13 protein-coding genes are annotated in these 16413 nt (G+C 62.0%); 5 read left to right on the forward strand and 8 right to left on the reverse strand.

Annotated elements, in window-relative coordinates; all coding sequences use genetic code 11:
- Positions 1 to 18 precede the first annotated feature (18 nt).
- The 3 genes from AMK02_RS03280 to AMK02_RS03290 are packed head-to-tail and all read right to left on the reverse strand — an operon-like array spanning position 19 to position 4175.
- A complete protein-coding gene (locus tag AMK02_RS03280; protein ID WP_064800647.1) occupies positions 19 to 1614 on the reverse strand; it encodes a response regulator in 1596 nt (531 codons plus the stop codon).
- Between the two features lie 4 nt (positions 1615 to 1618).
- Positions 1619 to 2044 (reverse strand): response regulator, encoded by a 426-nt coding sequence (locus AMK02_RS03285; protein ID WP_064800648.1) that lies wholly within the window; start codon positions 2042 to 2044, stop codon positions 1619 to 1621.
- Positions 2031 to 4175: a sensor histidine kinase gene (locus AMK02_RS03290; RefSeq protein WP_064800649.1), complete on the reverse strand. Its 2145-nt coding sequence runs from the start codon at positions 4173 to 4175 to the stop codon at positions 2031 to 2033. The genes AMK02_RS03285 and AMK02_RS03290 overlap by 14 nt, the downstream gene beginning before the upstream one ends.
- Before the next feature lie 194 nt (positions 4176 to 4369).
- Between AMK02_RS03290 and AMK02_RS03295 the strand changes: the two genes are divergently transcribed.
- The 3 genes from AMK02_RS03295 to AMK02_RS03305 all read left to right on the forward strand — a co-directional run bounded on the left by AMK02_RS03295 (position 4370) and on the right by AMK02_RS03305 (position 6398).
- Positions 4370 to 4747 (forward strand): response regulator, encoded by a 378-nt coding sequence (locus AMK02_RS03295; RefSeq protein WP_064800650.1) that lies wholly within the window; start codon positions 4370 to 4372, stop codon positions 4745 to 4747.
- 479 nt (positions 4748 to 5226) lie between these two features.
- Entirely contained in the window at positions 5227 to 5931 is a 705-nt protein-coding gene (locus tag AMK02_RS03300; RefSeq protein WP_064800651.1) for a helix-turn-helix transcriptional regulator, read from the forward strand.
- A gap of 29 nt (positions 5932 to 5960) precedes the next feature.
- Positions 5961 to 6398: a response regulator gene (locus AMK02_RS03305; RefSeq protein WP_064800652.1), complete on the forward strand. Its 438-nt coding sequence runs from the start codon at positions 5961 to 5963 to the stop codon at positions 6396 to 6398.
- A gap of 130 nt (positions 6399 to 6528) precedes the next feature.
- Here AMK02_RS03305 and AMK02_RS03310 read toward each other — a convergent pair whose 3' ends face one another.
- The 4 genes from AMK02_RS03310 to ybaL all read right to left on the reverse strand — a co-directional run bounded on the left by AMK02_RS03310 (position 6529) and on the right by ybaL (position 12305).
- Positions 6529 to 7245: a sensor histidine kinase gene (locus AMK02_RS03310; protein ID WP_064800653.1), complete on the reverse strand. Its 717-nt coding sequence runs from the start codon at positions 7243 to 7245 to the stop codon at positions 6529 to 6531.
- Between the two features lie 172 nt (positions 7246 to 7417).
- The gene (gene secD, locus AMK02_RS03315) at positions 7418 to 9967 is read right to left on the reverse strand and encodes a protein translocase subunit SecD (protein ID WP_064800654.1); all 2550 of its coding nucleotides are present in this window, start codon (positions 9965 to 9967) and stop codon (positions 7418 to 7420) included.
- 85 nt (positions 9968 to 10052) lie between these two features.
- Entirely contained in the window at positions 10053 to 10433 is a 381-nt protein-coding gene (locus AMK02_RS03320) for a hypothetical protein (protein ID WP_064800655.1), read from the reverse strand.
- A 54-nt stretch (positions 10434 to 10487) separates the two neighbouring features.
- Positions 10488 to 12305, reverse strand: a complete 1818-nt coding sequence (gene ybaL, locus AMK02_RS03325; protein WP_064800656.1) for a YbaL family putative K(+) efflux transporter — start codon at positions 12303 to 12305, stop codon at positions 10488 to 10490.
- A gap of 34 nt (positions 12306 to 12339) precedes the next feature.
- On the opposite strand from ybaL, the gene AMK02_RS03330 reads away from it, so the two are divergent.
- Positions 12340 to 12636: a helix-turn-helix transcriptional regulator gene (locus AMK02_RS03330; RefSeq protein WP_082929640.1), complete on the forward strand. Its 297-nt coding sequence runs from the start codon at positions 12340 to 12342 to the stop codon at positions 12634 to 12636.
- 16 nt (positions 12637 to 12652) lie between these two features.
- Here AMK02_RS03330 and AMK02_RS03335 read toward each other — a convergent pair whose 3' ends face one another.
- Complete coding sequence (locus AMK02_RS03335) at positions 12653 to 14074, reverse strand: ArnT family glycosyltransferase (RefSeq protein WP_064800657.1); 1422 nt, start codon at positions 14072 to 14074, stop codon at positions 12653 to 12655.
- Positions 14075 to 14721: 647 nt separating this feature from the next.
- Here AMK02_RS03335 and AMK02_RS03340 point away from each other — a divergent pair.
- Positions 14722 to 16353, forward strand: a complete 1632-nt coding sequence (locus tag AMK02_RS03340; RefSeq protein ID WP_064800658.1) for a globin-coupled sensor protein — start codon at positions 14722 to 14724, stop codon at positions 16351 to 16353.
- The last annotated feature ends 60 nt before the right edge of the window (positions 16354 to 16413 follow it).

Consider the following 16413-nt stretch of genomic DNA (forward strand, 5'->3'; position numbering starts at 1 on the left):
GTTGCCAATGACCACCGCTTAGTTTTGTTCCGCACAAAGCGCAAGCGAATCGCCGCGCTGCAGCAGTTCCAAATGATCGACATCTTCGAGCGCCTCTTCCAGTTGCTGCAGGGTCGGCGGCTTGACCATATAGGCCCTCGCGCCGAGATTTCTGGCTCGCTGCATGTCGGTCTCATCGCTTGAGGTGCTGAGAATGCAGACGGGAATCCGTTTCAGACGGGCATCGGCCGACAGCGCGTTCAGCACCTCGAAACCGTCCATGATCGGCATGTTGATGTCGAGCAGCATCAGGTCGATCTGCGGCACGCCGGCGATGCCGGCGCGCTCTTCGAGCAGCCGCATCGCCTCGCGCCCATTGGTGGCGACATGCAGGTTGAAGGTCACCTTCTCCCGCCGCATCAGCTTGATCTTCAGAATCTGGATGTCGGCGGGGCTGTCTTCAACCAGCAGCACTTCGGCAAGCCTGCCGGAACCTTCGGTCGGCTGCTCTGCCGGCTTCAGGCTGGGCGGAACGGCTGATGCGGCGGGCGGCGCGGGCCGTGCCTCGGCGAGCGGCATCTCGATGATGAAGGTGGCGCCTGGCCCCTTCTCCGGTTCGCACCAGATCGAGCCGCCATGCAACTGCGCGATGCGGCGGCATATCGCAAGGCCAAGCCCGGTGCCCTCGATGCCGCGGCCGACGAGCCGTTTGAACGGCTGGAAGATCAGCTCGCGGTGCTGGGGGTCGATGCCCGGTCCGTTGTCACGCACCGTCAGGCGGCAGCTATCCCCATGCGCTTCGCCCGAGATCTGGACCTCCGGAACTTTTTGATCGCAATAGCGGACGGCATTCGACACCAAGTTCTGCAGAAGCTGGGCGAGCAACGTCGCATCGCCCATCACCTCCGGCAGCGGCCCGCGGATGATGACAGCCCCGCGGCTCTCCATCTGCTGGCGCAGATTGTCCTCCACCTGATTGAGCACATCGGCCAGCGAGACCGGCATCAGCTGCGGCCCGCCATAGGCTTCGAGCTTGGTGAAGTTCGAGACCTTGACGATCAGGTCTTCCATATGGTCGGCGGCGCTCAAGACATAATCGAGCAGCTCGCGGTCTTCGGCCGGAAGCACTGCAGAGCCGTGCAGGATACGGCTGAAAGACTTGATCGTCCTCAGCGGCTCCTTCAGATCATGCGCCATGGCGCGTGTGAAGATCTCAAGCGATTGCCGCTTCTGCTCCAGCTGGCCTTCCAGCATGCCATGCATGATGGCGTTCTGGATGCAGCGATGCAGCGTTTCGGGTGAAAGCGAATCCTTGGTGAGATAGTCGCGCGCGCCGCTCTTCATCACCTCGACGGCGACGGTTTCGCTGCCCTGGCCGGTTAGCATGATGACATTGGCGGCGGGATCGTCCTCCAATATATCGGCAAGAACGCCGAGTCCGTCGCGCCCCGGCAGCGAATAGTCGAGCAGGATGCAGTTCGGCCGTTTCCGGCTGTTCAGTGCAAGGCCCTCTTCACCCGTCTCCGCCTCCAGGACGGTATAGGCCGTGCTGGAGACGCGGCCCAGGATGCGGCGATAGACCTCGCGGTCGTCGATGTTGTCGTCGATGATGAGAATGCAGCAGTCTTCCGCCAAACGGTCAGTCCTCGAGCGGCAGGATCGCGATTTCGAACCAGTATTCCTTCAGCCGCTGGATCGCGGCGAAGAGCCCGTCGAGATCGACCGGCTTCTGCACATAGGTGTTGGCGCCGAGCGCGTAGCAGCCTTCGATGTCGCGTTCGTCGTCTGAGGTCGTCAGGATCACCACCGGGATCTTCCGCCAGCCGTCGTTCGACTTGATCGCCTCCAGGGTCTTGCGGCCGTCGAGGCCAGGCATGTTGAGATCGAGCAGGATCAGCCCTGGTTTCGGTACCATTACGCCGAGCATGTCGAGCGCTTCCTGACCCGAGGCCGCCCATCGGATCGAGTTGCGCAGATTGGTGCGCTTGAAGGCGCGCATCGTCGCTTCGAAATCGTCTTCACTGTCTTCGACGATCAAAATCGGTTGCGTATCACGCTGCTGCATTCTGCCCCTCGCGTTTTCTTCCCAGGGTGAAATAGAACGTGGTACCGACGCCGACTTCGGACTCCAGCCAGATATCGCCGTTGTGCCGCGCGATGATCTTGCGGACGAAGGTGAGGCCTGCTCCGGTCCCGTCGTCGGAATCCTGCGACTTTTCGAGCCGTTTGAAAATGCGGAAAATATCCTCATGGAATTCCTGGGGTATCCCCTTGCCGTTATCCCTAACGAAAAACACGTTGCGGGCAACCGTGCCGTCCTTGCCGACGAACCGTTCGAGATAGCCGACGGAAATCAGCGGCGTCGGCTTGTCGTTGTATTTGATCGCATTGGTGATGAGATTGCGGAACACTTCGGTCAGCCGCGGCGCGTCGCAGACCACTTCCGGCAGCCTGCCGTCGGTGACGACCCTGGCATGCCGCTCTTCAAGAAGCAGCTCCATCGTCGCGACCACATCCTTGACGATCAGACCGATATCGGTGCGTTTGACTGCCAGCTGCTGCCGCCCCAGCCGGGAGAAGTAAAGCAGGTCGTTGACGAGCTTCTCCATCCGCTGGCTGAGACGCACGAGCCGGTTCAGCCGGCGCACGCCGTCCACGTCGAGCTTGTCCTCATAATCCTCGAGGAGGAAACGCGAGTGGTTGTGCAGGCCGCGCAGCGGCTCCTTCAGATCATGCGAGGCAATATAAGCGAATTCGTCTAGGTCATGGTTGCTGCGCTCGAGCTCCGCCGTGTAGGCCTCGAGCTGGGCAAGCGTCGTTTTCATCCGTTCTTCCTGCCGCACGCGCTCGCTGATATCGCGTACGATGCCGACGAAGGTCTTGGTCTCGCCGCTGACGACAACGCTGATGGACACTTCGATCGGGAAGACGATGCCGTTCTTGCGCCGGCCGGAGACCATCCGCGTCGTGCCGATGATACGCTCCTCGCCGGTCTGCCGGTAATGGGAGAGATAGCCGTCATGCTCGGAATGATAAGGCTCGGGCATCAGCATCTTGATGTTCCGGCCGATCGTTTCCTGCGGCGAATAGCCGAACATGATCTCGGCTGCCGGATTGAAACTCTTGATCGTTCCGCGCCCGTCGATAACGAGGACGGCATCCGGCGTGCTGCGCGCCAGCGCGCCGAAGCGAACGCGTTCGGCTTCCAGATTGTTGTTGTTGCGCAGGAAGTAGAAGATGAGGATGGCGATCAGCCAGAGCGTGGCGGCGGTGATGGTGCGGTTGGCGATCTCCTGCCAGAATGCCGCCTCGTCATGTCTGACGGCGAAGAAGCCGAGCATGAGGAGCATGGTGCAGGCAAAGGCAAAGAAGAGCGGCGCATTCCTGTTACCGAACCAGAGGGCCGTCAGCACTAGCGGCACGTAAAGAATGCCGTTGGCAAGGCCGAGCGGCGTATAGAGATCGACGACAAGGCCGGTGAAACAGACCGCCGCCGGAATCCAGAGCGGAATCTGCGCCCGGTTTGCCGGCTGCATCCACCAGGAGCGGGCAAGCAGGCCCGCGCCGAAAAGCACCATGCCGATCGCCGTGTGCAACGCCATCGCCGCATAGGGACCCCAGCGGTAGCCCTGTTCGGCATCGGTGAGATAGCCGGCGAGCGCGATCATGCCGAGTGTGACGACGACATAGGCGGTCAGCTCCTGCACCACCTGATTTCCAGGCTTGTCCACGTGGAGCGAGAGCAGCAGCGAAAGATTGGCAATCAGAAAGATCAGTGCCGTATTGGGTCCCATGCCGCCGCCGATTTCTGCAATGAAATCGGGCGGAATCACCAAGCGGGTGATCAACTGGTCGACATAATGGACGGTCCGGCCGACCGTTGCGATTTCCGCGAGCCGGGCTGCCGCGATCGCCGCTGCAACCCCTGTCATGATCGTTGCCATTGTAAGAAAGCGACGGGCAGCAAGCGTCGAGGCGGCAAGCCCAAGGCCGGAAAGCATGAAGCAGAGCCCGGTATTGAAGGCCATCGACGGGAAGCCGGGGAAGAGCGAAATGACGACCTTGATCTGCAGCAGCCAGCCGGCAAGGGCGCTCACCCCGAGAAGGAACAGCAGGCAGCCGACCGCAATCGCGAAGGCACGGTAGCGCCATCGCCTCCGCTGGTCCTGCAGGTCCACGTTGCCCTTATCCTGCACCCGTGTATCCTCTCTCGGTTCGCGCGGCCATTTTTTCCGAAATCGAGGAATACTCAATAGCCAGCGAACGCCGCCACTGCGCTTTTTCCGAAATGATTTTTCGATCGAACAGATCGAATTTTGGTGAAATCGCGATATCGTGACGTCGAAGGACAACCAGGTTCATTCGAACAATACCCAAATCACGGTGCCGGATGCCTACGATAGTTTACGTCGACGACAGCAGGGATGATCTCTTTTATCTCGACTATATCCGCAAGAAGCAGCAGATAGACGTCGATCTATTCTGTTTTTCGACGGCCGAGACGGCGCTGGAGGCGCTGAAGCAGCGCGTGGCGGAAGGCTGGGCTCCGCCGGAGCTGCTGGTCGCCGATCTCTACATGCCCCTCGACAGCGGCATTGGCCTGGTAAGCAGCCTGCGCGGGGATGATCGTTTTAGAACGATGCGTCTCGCCATCTGCAGCGGATCGGATGCCGATGAGGACCGCGCGCGGGCGTTCGAAGCCGGTGCCGATCTTTACCTCGAGAAGCCGCTTGATCTTGCCGCGATCCTTCTCAATCTGGAAGTGTAGGAAACGGCGGAAACCGAATGGTGCGTTTCCTGGCGTTCGTCCGGGCGAAGTGACAAACCGCAATTGACAAGGCCGAGTGTGCATTTCAAGATGCAACCGAAGCGAAAAGAACGGAACGAAAAATAAGCGCTGAGAGAACCGATTGACCCGTGTTCGCCGCCACGAACTTCCAGCCAACCCCTTAGCTGAATGGGCCTATCGGCTCTCTCGCGCTTACGTCTGGCACTGCCTTCTCGCATTCATGGATGTTGAATGCGCGAAGATTTACGATACCCAGGTAAGAACTACTGCCCCTCAGTATATCTGCCCGTGCATCACCTGTAGTTGAGGCATTTGATGATATCCGCCTTGTATACCGAAAGTCCCCGTTTCGATATCTCTCATCAACTGTCTCGCAATTTTTGTAGCTGTTCGCGTTTAAGACGTATATCCCAAGATTTGGGGATCGGGGGCATGGCGGGAGGAGAGGAAGAGTGGGAATGAACAATGCCGCGGCAACTCCTTTTCATGCCGGACCGGAGCTGAGCCGGGCGATCAACCGCACTGATTTTTTCCGTCTGCTGAAAGCGGCGGCGCAGCATTACCACTTCGATAATTTCGCGCTTGCCCGCATTTCCGAGGCTTCTACTCCTTTCGGCGAGCGCGATATCGTCATCACCAATGTCGCCGAGCGACGGATCGGCCTTTTCATTGCGACGTTGAGGGAGGCGCTCGGGACCGTTCGGGCAAAGAGCGCCCAGTTTTTGGCGACGCCAGTCCATTGCAGGAGCACGCAGCCGGACACCTATCCCTCCGATCGGCTTTTCAACGAGTTCCGCAGCGGCGTCTTCCTCTTCATTCCGCTGTTCACACCCGAAGGGCGGCGATATTGCCTCGTGCTGAGCGGTGAGCGTGAAGAGCCGGATCAGGGCGAGATCGCCGACATGCTTCTGGATGCCATGCGCATTTTCGACAAGCTCTACGAGGAAATCCTGACGCCTGAGATGTCCGGGCGGTTGACCCAGCGCGAATCGGAAATCGTCAAATGGACCAGCGAAGGCAAGACCTCGGCCGAAATCGCCATCATTCTCGGTCTATCCGAACATACGGTCAATTCGCACATCACCGCGGCCGCGCGTAAGCTCGACGCCGTGAACCGCGTCCACATGGTGGCAATCGCCCTGAGGAATGGTTTGGTTTCGTGAAAATTGGCTTCGGGACTGAGGAAAATGAAATGATCACCAAAACGGTCCGACAGAATGCCGTCAAGGTTCTCTTCGTCGACGACGAGTTCATCGAATTCCGCGCGCTCAAAAAGAAGATCGCCGATCTTTCCGAGCCGGCGGTCGAAGTCGAATATTCACCGTCGATCGGAGACGCATTGGAAAAAATCCGCGCAGCGCGCTTCGATCTCATCCTGCTCGACAATCGCCTTCTGCCCAATGCCGATTTCCGCGAGACGGTGCCGGAGTTGCGCGGTATCGGCTATACCGGCCCGATCGGCGTCGTCTCGACCGACATATCGGGCGGCTATTTCCAGCAGTTCCCGGATTACGGTGTCGACTTCCGCATCGGCAAGGACGAGATCGACGTCCAGACGCTGCAGCACATCATCCGCGAATATGTGACCTACGATGTGCCGGATTTCTGGAAGGACGATTACAGCATTTGAGCAGCGCAAAAGAGGGCGCGGTTCGCGATAGCGGCATGCGCAAACAAGGATTTGAAGCACGTCCACTGGATCTGAGATCGCGATGCGCTTCAAAGACGGCAAACGAAGCTGAGCGATTGCAATACGTTGCTTAGCCCGCGGGCAGGCGGATGGTGAAGCGGCTGCCGGTTTCGTCCGAATGCTCGAGACTGATATCGCCGCCAAGCGCCTTCAGAAGTTCCTGCGCCGTCGTCAGGCCGAGACCGGCGCCAGGGGTTGCCCCCGCCTTCGGCAATTTCCAGAACGGCTCGAAGATCCGCTCTCGATAGGCGGGATCGATGCCGGTCCCGTTATCGGAGATCCGGATGAACCAGTTCGCCCCCTCTTGCTCAGCCGCGATCGCCACATGCAGCGGCGATGCGCTGCGATAGGTGAGGGCGTTGGAAATGATCTGCCTCAGCACCAGGCCGAACAGCGCGGGATCGGTGCGGATGGAGGGGAGGCTCCGACTGGCGAGCGTCGCGTCGCGCGCGCCCGTCTCCTCGATGAGGTCGCTCCAGATTCTTTCGGCCAGGGCCTTCAGTTCGACCTCTTCGGGCATTACCTGCGGCGCTCCACCGGCAAGGCTCATCAGTGCCTTGGTGAGGCGTTGCGCGGCTTGCGCCTTTTCCAGGATCATCCTGAGGCTCTGAAGCTGTTCGCCGTCGAGTGTCTCCTCGAGGTCGTCGAGCAGCAGCTCGGCATACATGGCGATATGGCGCAGCGGCGATTGCAGGTCGTGCGAGGCGGTTGCGAGAAAGCGCTTGATGCGCTCCTCGTTATCGCCGGCAATATTGCTCTCAAGCGGTTTCGTCGGGTTGGGTGACATCTGGCGGTTTCCCCGATCTCTGCTGCGGCGTCGCGCTCTCTTTCAGCCACGCGACGGACGCTGTAATATCTTGAATTGCTGCATAATTTTATCCTGGCAATAGGCAACAATAAAAAGAGGGCGCCGGCTCTGCAACCGGCGCCCTCTTCAAGGATGCGTTAACAACCCGTTTTCAGCTCGCCGACTTGCGCGAGCGGCCCTCTTCCGGCGGGATGATTTCGGCTGCCGCATCGGTTGCCAGTGCCGCCTTGGCATGGCGGCGGCGCCAGTCGCCGAGGAACAGCAGGATCGGTGCGGCGATGAAGATCGACGACGCGCCGGCCACCAGAATGCCGAAGACCATCGGGATCGCAAAGCTCGAAACGGCGCTGCCGCCCCAGATCGCCATCGGCACCAGGGCGAGGAAGGCCGTCGCATTTGTGTAAAGGCTTCGCGCCAGGGTCTCGTTGATCGACTTGTCGATGATCTCGCGCAGCGGCATCGACTTGTAGAGCCGCATGTTTTCGCGCATGCGGTCGTAGACGACGACCTTGTCGTTCACCGAATAGCCGACGAGCGTCAGGATGGCGGCGATGGCCGTGAGGTTGAAGTCGAGCCCGGTGATGGCGAAGAAGCCGATCGCCTTGGTGACGTCGAGCACCAGCGTGACGATGGCGCCGACGGCAAACGGCCATTCGAACCGCACCCAGATATAGATGAGCATAGCCAAGCTGGCGATTACGACCGACAGGATGCCGGCCGAGGCAAGCTCGCCGCTGACCTTCGGACCGATGACGTCGGTGCCTTCGACAGTGGCGCTCGGATCGATCTTGGCGACTTCTGCCTTTAGCTTGGTCACCGCAGCCGTCTGCGCCTCTTCGCCGCCTTCCTGACGCTGCGCCCGAACGAGAATGCTGTTGTTGTCGCCGAAGGTCTGCAGCGTGATTTCGCCGAGGCCGAGACTATCGAGACCCTCGCGGAACTTCGCAAGATCGGCCGCTTCTTTCGTCTTGACCGACATCTGGATGCCGCCGCGGAAATCGACGCCGTAGTTGAGGCCGGGATGGATGAAGAGCACGACGGAGGCGATCGAAAGCAGCGCCGAAACGGTGACGCCGAAGAAGCGCGCCTTCATGAACTGGATGTGCTTGTCATAAGGGCTGAAGGGGATCAACGGCCGGATGTTCAGCACCTTGAACCTGCGGCGGCGGGTAATCTCGATCATCGCGACGCGAACGAAGGCGACCGAGGTGAACATCGAGATGATCAGGCCGAGGGCCATGGTCACGGCAAAGCCGCGAACCGGCCCGGAACCAAACCAGAACAGGATGGCTGCAGCGATCAGAGCCGTCATGTTGCCGTCGATAATGGTCGAATAGGCACGATTGAAGCCCGTATCGATGGCGGCAAAGGCGCCCTTGCCCTTGCGGGTCTCTTCACGAATACGCTCGTTGATGAGGACGTTCGCGTCGACCGCGAGGCCGATGCCGAGAACGACGCCGGCGATACCCGGCAGCGTCAGCGTCGCGCCGACCAGCGTCAGGGCCGAGAAGGTCAGGATCGTGTGGATCAGCAGGGCCACGTTGGCCAGAATGCCCCAGGTGCCGTAGAGCACGAAGATGAAGGCCGCGACGAGGACGAAGCCGACGATGCCGGAATAGATGCCCATCTTGATCGCATCGGCGCCGAGGTCGGCGCCGACGGTGCGCTCCTCGATGACGGTCAGCTTGGCGGGCAGGGCGCCGGCGCGCAGCATGGCGGCAAGCGTCGTGGCGCTGTCGGCCGAGAAGTTGCCGGAGATCTGGCCCGAACCGCCGGTGATCGGCTCGCGGATGACGGGGGCGCTCAGCACCTTGTCGTCGAGGACGATGGCGAAGGGATTGCCGACATTCTGGCGGGTGATCTCGGCAAAGCGGGTTGCGCCGGCGCTGTCGAAGCGGAAGCTGACGATGGGTTCGCGCGTGTTGGGATCGAAGCTCACGCGGGCATCCGAAAGGCGGTCGCCCGAGATTTCGACGCGGTCGAGCACCGGATAGGATCGGCCTTCGTCATCCTGCATCATGGTGACGCCGGGGCCGGGCTGGTTGTTAGGCGCCAGCATGTGGAACGACATCTTGGCCGTGGAGCCCAGAAGTTCGCGCAGGCGAGACGGATCCTGCGCGCCCGGAAGCTGGACGAGCACGCGGTTGCCGCCGATACGCTGGATCGTCGGCTCGGAGACGCCGACCTGGTCGACGCGCTGGCGGATGACTTCAAGGCTCTGCTGGACGGCGTTGTCGACATTGGCGGAGATGCCGGCCGGCGAGAAGCCGACGGTGATGGTCGCGCCGTTCGCGGTGACATCGAGATCGGCCTTCCCAGCGCTGAGGCCTGTACTGATCGGATTGGCGAGCGTCCTAAGTTCGGTGACAGCGGCATCGCTCTGCCCGGCATCGGCGAGCGTCACGACGATCTGGTTCTGGCTGCGCACGACGGCCTTCGGCTGGATGCCCTTTTCACGCAGAACACGGCGCGCGTCCTGGAGCAGCGATTGCAGCCGCTCCTTGGTCAGATCAGCCTCGTCGACTTCCAGAACGAGGTGCGAGCCGCCGCGAAGGTCGAGGCCGAGCGACACCTGATCATGCGGCAGCCATGCCGGAATGCGCTGAAGGACGGACTGCGGCAGGACGTTCGGCAGGGCGATGAATAGGCCGATCACGATGATCACCGTATAGGTGAACACCAGCCATGGTGAAGTACGCATGTTGTATTCCTTAGATAATCGAGGGCCGGCGCGCGAGCGCTGGCGGCATGTCGTCAATGGTCGGAAGCGCCGCGCGGCGCCAGCCTCAGGCGGCGATCGGCGGTGCGCGCGGCTGATGGGTCCTGGAAACTGCCGGATGAAGCGGAGGTTCGAATGCCGCAAGAGGAGCGGTCACGTTCCAGCCGGTAAAATCGACGGCAGGGGTGGCGGCAAGGGCCGGCGGTCCAGCGTCGTAGGCGGTCTGTTTCGGCGCAAGCTTGCGCTCGGCGGCAAGCACCCCGCGCACAGCATCGCGCGCGCTCAGTTGCGGCGGCTGCGGATCGCGGCCGGAAGAGGAAAGCGTGTTGACGGCGGTTGCCGGCGCAATGATGAGATTGCCGCCGAAAAGCAGGCCGATATAGGCAAGAATGGCGATGAGAAGGGAGGCGGCGATACGGCTCTGTAGACGGTGCTGATCCAGCTCCATCTCCTCCGTCCCGGCGATGTCACTCCCGTATCGGCTCAAAAGCGCGCCAATCTCTCATTCTCGTTCCGGCGGAGCAGTGCCCGTCGGGATGATTGTAGCAGGCTCCTGCCTGTCTTCATAGGAAACACTCTCATGATGCACTTGAGCCAGCCGGTCAACCATGCCAAGTGCGATTTCGCGTTCGCCCATGATGACGGTGTCGGCGCCGTATTGCTTCAGCTCGTCGACCTCGGCGTCGGAATGGGCGCGGGCAACGATGAGGATCGAGGGATTGACGCTGCGCGCCTGCTCGGCGATGCGGCAGGCCTCGAAGGCGTTCGGGATGGCGATGACAAGGCTGCGCGCAGCCGAAAGATTGGCGAGATCGAGCGTCTCCTGCGCCACCGCATTGCCCATGAAGGCTTCGATCCCTTGCGCTTTCAATTCGCCGATGCGCTTGTCGGAATCCTCGATGACGAGGAAGGGCGTGCCTGACGATTTGAGATTCTGCCCGACGATCCGGCCGACCCGGCCGTAACCGATGAGGATGGCGTGGCCGGCAAGCGTGGTCGGACGCACGGCGTCGTCCTCAGGCGGCACCTGCTCCTGAGCGGCACCCGCATCCGCGGCGGAAGCGGGGTCGGCTACAGCTTCCTCGCGCCTTGCACCTTCGAGAACAGGCCGCATGCGGTCGCAGAGGAAGAACAGCAGCGGATTGAGGATGATCGAGATGATGGCGCCGGCAAGGATCAGGTCGCGGCCCTCCTCCGGCAACAGCCCGAGTTCGACGCCGAGAGCGGCGAGGATGAAGGAGAATTCGCCGATCTGACCGAGGCTTGCTGAAATCGTCAGCGCCGTGCCGGCCTGCTTCCTGAAGGCGAGCACGATCAGAAAGGCGGCGACGGACTTGCCGATGACGATGATGAAGACGGTGGCGAGGATCGGCAGCGGCCTGTCGAGCAGGATGTTCGGATCGAACAGCATGCCGACGGAGACGAAGAAGAGCACGGCAAAGGCGTCCCGCAGTGGCAGGCTTTCCTGGGCGGCGCGGTGGCTGAGTTCGCTTTCGGCCAGCACCATGCCGGCAAAGAAGGCGCCGAGCGCCAAGGACACGCCGAACAGCTTCGCCGCGCCGAAGGCAACGCCAAGCGCGATGGCGAGCACGCCGAGCCGGAAGAGCTCGCGCGAGCCGGCGTGGGCGATGCGGTGCATCATCCAGGGAATGAGCTTGCGGCCGAAGACCAGCATCAGCGCCACGAACAGCGCCACCTTGACCAGCGTCATGGCGATCATACCGCCGATGCCGAGATCGAGGCCGAGCAGGCTGTTCAGACCCGCCGACAGCGGCTCGACCGGGCCATGCCCGCCGCCGATGCTGGCTGCCGCCGGGATCAGCACCAGCGCCAGCACCATGGCGAGGTCTTCGACGATCAGCCAGCCGACGGCGATCCTGCCGCGCTCCGTCTCCACCAGCCGGCGCTCCTGCAGCGCCTTCAGCAGCACGACAGTAGAAGCGACCGAAAGCGCGAGGCCGAAGACCAGGCCGCCGCCGGTCGGCCAGCCCATCGAGGCGCCGAGGCCCCAGCCGAGCAAAGTCGCAAAGCCGATCTGCGCGACCGCGCCGGGCAGGGCGATGCCGCGTACCGACAGCAGGTCTTTGAGAGAGAAATGCAGCCCGACGCCGAACATCAGCAGGATGACGCCGATTTCGGCAAGCTCCGGCGCAAGGCTTTGATCCGCCACGTAACCCGGCGTGTGCGGCCCCACCAGCACGCCGGCGATGAGATAGCCGACGAGCGGCGGCATGCGCAGCCGATGAGCAAGCGCGCCGAAGATGAAAGCCAGCACGAGGCCGCCGACGATTGTCGAAATCAAGGGCGTATCGTGCGGCATTGCTGTCTCCCGATCTGGAAATCCCGTTTGCAATGTGACATATATGGTCTATCTCGACCAATATGGGCAACATGAAATCATGGGTCAAGGCGCAAGGGAAACAATTCTCACCCCGGCTCTCTGCCGCGCGGCGCGCGGCCTGCTGGATTGGACCCAGGCCGATCTGGCTGAAAGAGCCGCCGTCTCGCGCAGCACCATCCGCGATTACGAGGGGCGCCACCACGACATCCACCGCGCGACGGAGGCGCAGCTGCGTCTCGCTTTCGAAAGGGGTGGTGTCAGGTTCGTCGAGATCGAAGGGGCAGGCACCGGCCTCTGCCTGCCCAATTGAACAGGCCGAAGCCGGCTCAGGGCGCCAGGCAGCCGGCGGAGACTTTGTAGATGTAAAGCGCCTTGCCCTTGTAATAGCCCGCGGTCGGCTGCCAGCTCTTCAGGACCTCCGGCGTTTCCGTGGCACAGGTGAGGGGGGCGTCCGTCAGGAAAAGCACCTTGCCTGTGACGTCGGCGGGCAGCGCGAACTCCTGCTCGTAATAGCTCTCCGGAAGTCCCGCGGGAGCTCGGGCGTAGATCCGGTAGGCTGCGTCGCGCAGCGTATAGAAGAGATCGGCGACCATGTCGCGGTTATTGGTGACGATGATATCGGTGCCGGCCTGAGCTGCAAGGGCTCCCGCCTCGCGGCTGACCTCGGCGCGGCCGAGATAGCGCTTCATCAATTCGTCGCCGTTCGGCAGCAGCAATTGCTGCGGAAAGATCGTCGCCAGCGGAAAGAGCAGGCTTGCGATGCCGTTGATGGTGAGCGACAGCCTCAGCCCCTTCGGCCACATCCGGTAAAGCAGCCAGACGGCAAGAATGGTCCCGGCGACATAGGCGGTTACGGCCCAGTTGGCATAGGCTTTCGCGACCGTCGCCTGCAGCGTGATCAGCACCACCACCGGCATCGACAGCCAGATCAGCATCTTTTCGCGGTCGTCGCTCCGGCCCTTGATCATACGATAGACTGCCCAGATCATTGCGAAGAAAATGATTGGTCCGACGACGCCGAATTGGGCGGAGAAGAATTCGAGCCCGCGGCGCAGATTGATGCCGAGGTCGCTCCAATGGGCGATATCCTGCGTATGGCGCACCGTCGTATTGTCGTGTTGCAGGTTCCACCAGAGGTTCGGCAAGGCGACGACAGCCGCGACCGCGACAGCGATGATGAAGTCCCGAACCGCGATGCGCGCCGACGGAATGAGCAGGAGGGCGATTGCGCCGCCCGGTACGACGAACAGCACGGCATATTTCGTCAGGAAGGCGAGGCCGACGCCGAGGCCCATGACGAGCGCCAGCCCGACCGAGCGCCGCTGCGTCAGGCCGAAATAGGCGAGCAAGGTGATCGCGATGAAGAACAGCAGGATCACGTCGGTCGAGAAGAACACCGAAGAAAGTGCTACGCCGGGAAGCGTAATGTAGGTGGCGCCCGTCCAGCCTTCGATCTCAGGCCCGACGAAACGCTTTGCCACCTTCATCAGCACCAGTGCCGCCGCCATGTGGATCAGCGGTCCGAGCAGCCTGATGAAATAGATGGCGTTGGAGCCGGAAAGCTCCGTCATCGCCCGGATCACCCAGGCGATCATCGGCGGTTTCGAATAGTATCCGAGATCGAGATTCTGCGACCAGAACCAGTACTGTGCCTCGTCGACAAACAGGTCTGTGGCATCGAAATGCAGCGTGACGACACGCCAGAGCGTGAAGCCGAAAACGATGAGGAGACCAGATCTGGGGGACATGAACCGAGTGTTCCGCTGACATGAAAGGCGCGAGTGCGATTACACCAAAGGCGCCGGACTGCCAACGGGGAATGGAATGGATCGGCTTGGAGCCAGAGGGGCTTCAGAACACCCGAAGCATGCGGATGTCGCGGTTTGCGGCGAGGAAATCGAGGCGGGCGATGGCGGCAAGCACGCCCATTGCGATCAAGCAGGAACCCAATCCGAGAACAATCATTGCTCTGTCCTTGTCGACGTCATGTCTTGGTTGTCGACCGGCCTATAACACGGAGCTTGCGTGTGCCTTGTAGCAGCCGTGCAACTCCGTGGAAGTATTTCCTGCGAACTGCCTTGAATTGCTCCAAAAGCCTGCTCCTGGAAAGGCGTATTAACCTTCGGGCAAGGAATTAACCATAAACATTGGGTTACACGTCGGAATGGGAAGATGTGCTCGTTCCCAGCAGGCATGACGCCGTACCGCCGTACCGGGTCGATCCGGTATCCATCTCTTCAGACAGCTTCGAAACATAGCTGATCAAGGGCTTTTACCTGCCGGTCGTCGCCGGTGGTGAAGACCGGCTCCGCGCTTGCGTTCATCGAATGCTGCAAAAGTTTTTTGCCGGGCATTCGCCTGGAAAGTGGGTCGGGGACAGGCGTTGAGGCAGGACATGCCATCAGATCAGGCTCGTGGAGCGCAGGCAGGCAGCTTGCGCGACCGCCTGCGTTTTGCCGGTCTCGATGCCGATCAGTGCGAACTGGTGCGCCGTAACCGGCCGGCCCTCGAAGCGCGTCTGAAAGCCGGTCTGCGCGATCTCTTCCACAGGTTCCAGTCCTATCCCGACGCTGCGCGCAATTTCGAGAGCGACAGACAGGTCGATCGTCTGCATGATCTGCAGTCCTCGCATTGGGACGTGCTGACGGATGCGCGCTTCGACAGCCTCTATGCCGAGCGCGTCAAGGTTCTCGCCGACACCGAAAGCAAAATGGGCCTCGACCCGCGCTGGCACGTGGCCGGCCACGGCGTCATGCTGGAGCATGTCCTTTCCGGCCTCGTCGAGGAGATCGCCGGTCGGCCCCTGCTGCCCTCGGCCAGGCGCCGCGCCCGCGAAATGTCCGATCTGATGACCGCGATCATCCGCATCGTCATGGTCGACGTGGAAATCGCCGTTTCGCTTCGCTTCAATGCGCTGCGAGCCGCCCAGAGCCGTGCGCTCGCCGATCAGCGCGCCGGAAGTGAAGCGGAAATCGCCCGGATCTTCGGTGAGGTCATCGAGGGCCTCGCCGCCCGCGACCTGACGCGGCGCGCGCCTGTCGACCCCGACGGCGCCTATGCCGGGATCGCCGCCGCCCTGAACGGCGCCTTGGACGGCCTCCAGGCAGAATTCGCCGCCGTGACAGAACGCACAGATGAGGCGGAAACGGCGACCACTTTGCTGGCCGGCCAGTCGCGGCAGTTCGCCGGCACGGCGTCCGGCCAGGCCGACCGGCTGCAGCTTTCCGCCGCCGCCCTTGCCGGCATTGCCGGCAGCGTGCGCGACGGCGCCGCCGACAGCCGCGCCGCCGAACAGGCGGCCGCCTCGACCCGCGCTGCGGTCGAGCAAAGCGGCGAAGTCGTCGGCCGCGCGATCAGCGCCATGGCCGATATCGAGCAGTCGGCCGAGAAGATCGGCCAGATCATCGGCGCGATCGACGAGATCGCCTTCCAGACCAATCTTCTGGCGCTGAATGCCGGCATCGAGGCGGCTCGAGCCGGCGATTCCGGCCGCGGCTTTGCCGTCGTCGCCCAGGAAGTCCGTGCGCTTGCCCAGCGCTCGGCCGACGCCGCCCGCGAGATCAAGACGCTGGTGACGACGACCAAGGCGCAGGTCGACGCCGGCGTGCAGATGGTCGCACGTACACAGGATTCGATCGGCAGCATCGTGCGGCAGGTCACCGACATCAACGCCGCCATATCAGGCATCGCCACCAGGACCGGCGAGCATGCCGCAAGCCTCGACGGCGTGGCGGCCGACGTCAAGGGTCTCGGCGCAGAGGTGGCGGACAGTGCCGGTTTGGCCGAACGCTCCGCCGAAGGCGCCGACCACCTGCATACCGTCATTCTCGAGCTCGGCCAGACGATTCGCGAATTCCGCATCGCCAGGGAAAATGCGCATTCCGGGCGCCTGGGCTCGGTTCGCGCAACGCCGTCCCGCGCGATCGAAGCGGTTGCCCGTCCTGCGGTCGAAGACGAATACGAAAATGACGATTTTGGCCTTCCGCAGTCGCTCGCAAGCGTCGGAGGTGGGCGGAATGTTTACTAACCTATCGGATGATCGCCGCAGCTCATCTTTTCGAGCCGGGGACAAGGGGACAAGGACAAG

The organism is Rhizobium sp. N731 (assembly GCF_001664145.1).
GTDB lineage: Bacteria > Pseudomonadota > Alphaproteobacteria > Rhizobiales > Rhizobiaceae > Rhizobium > Rhizobium esperanzae.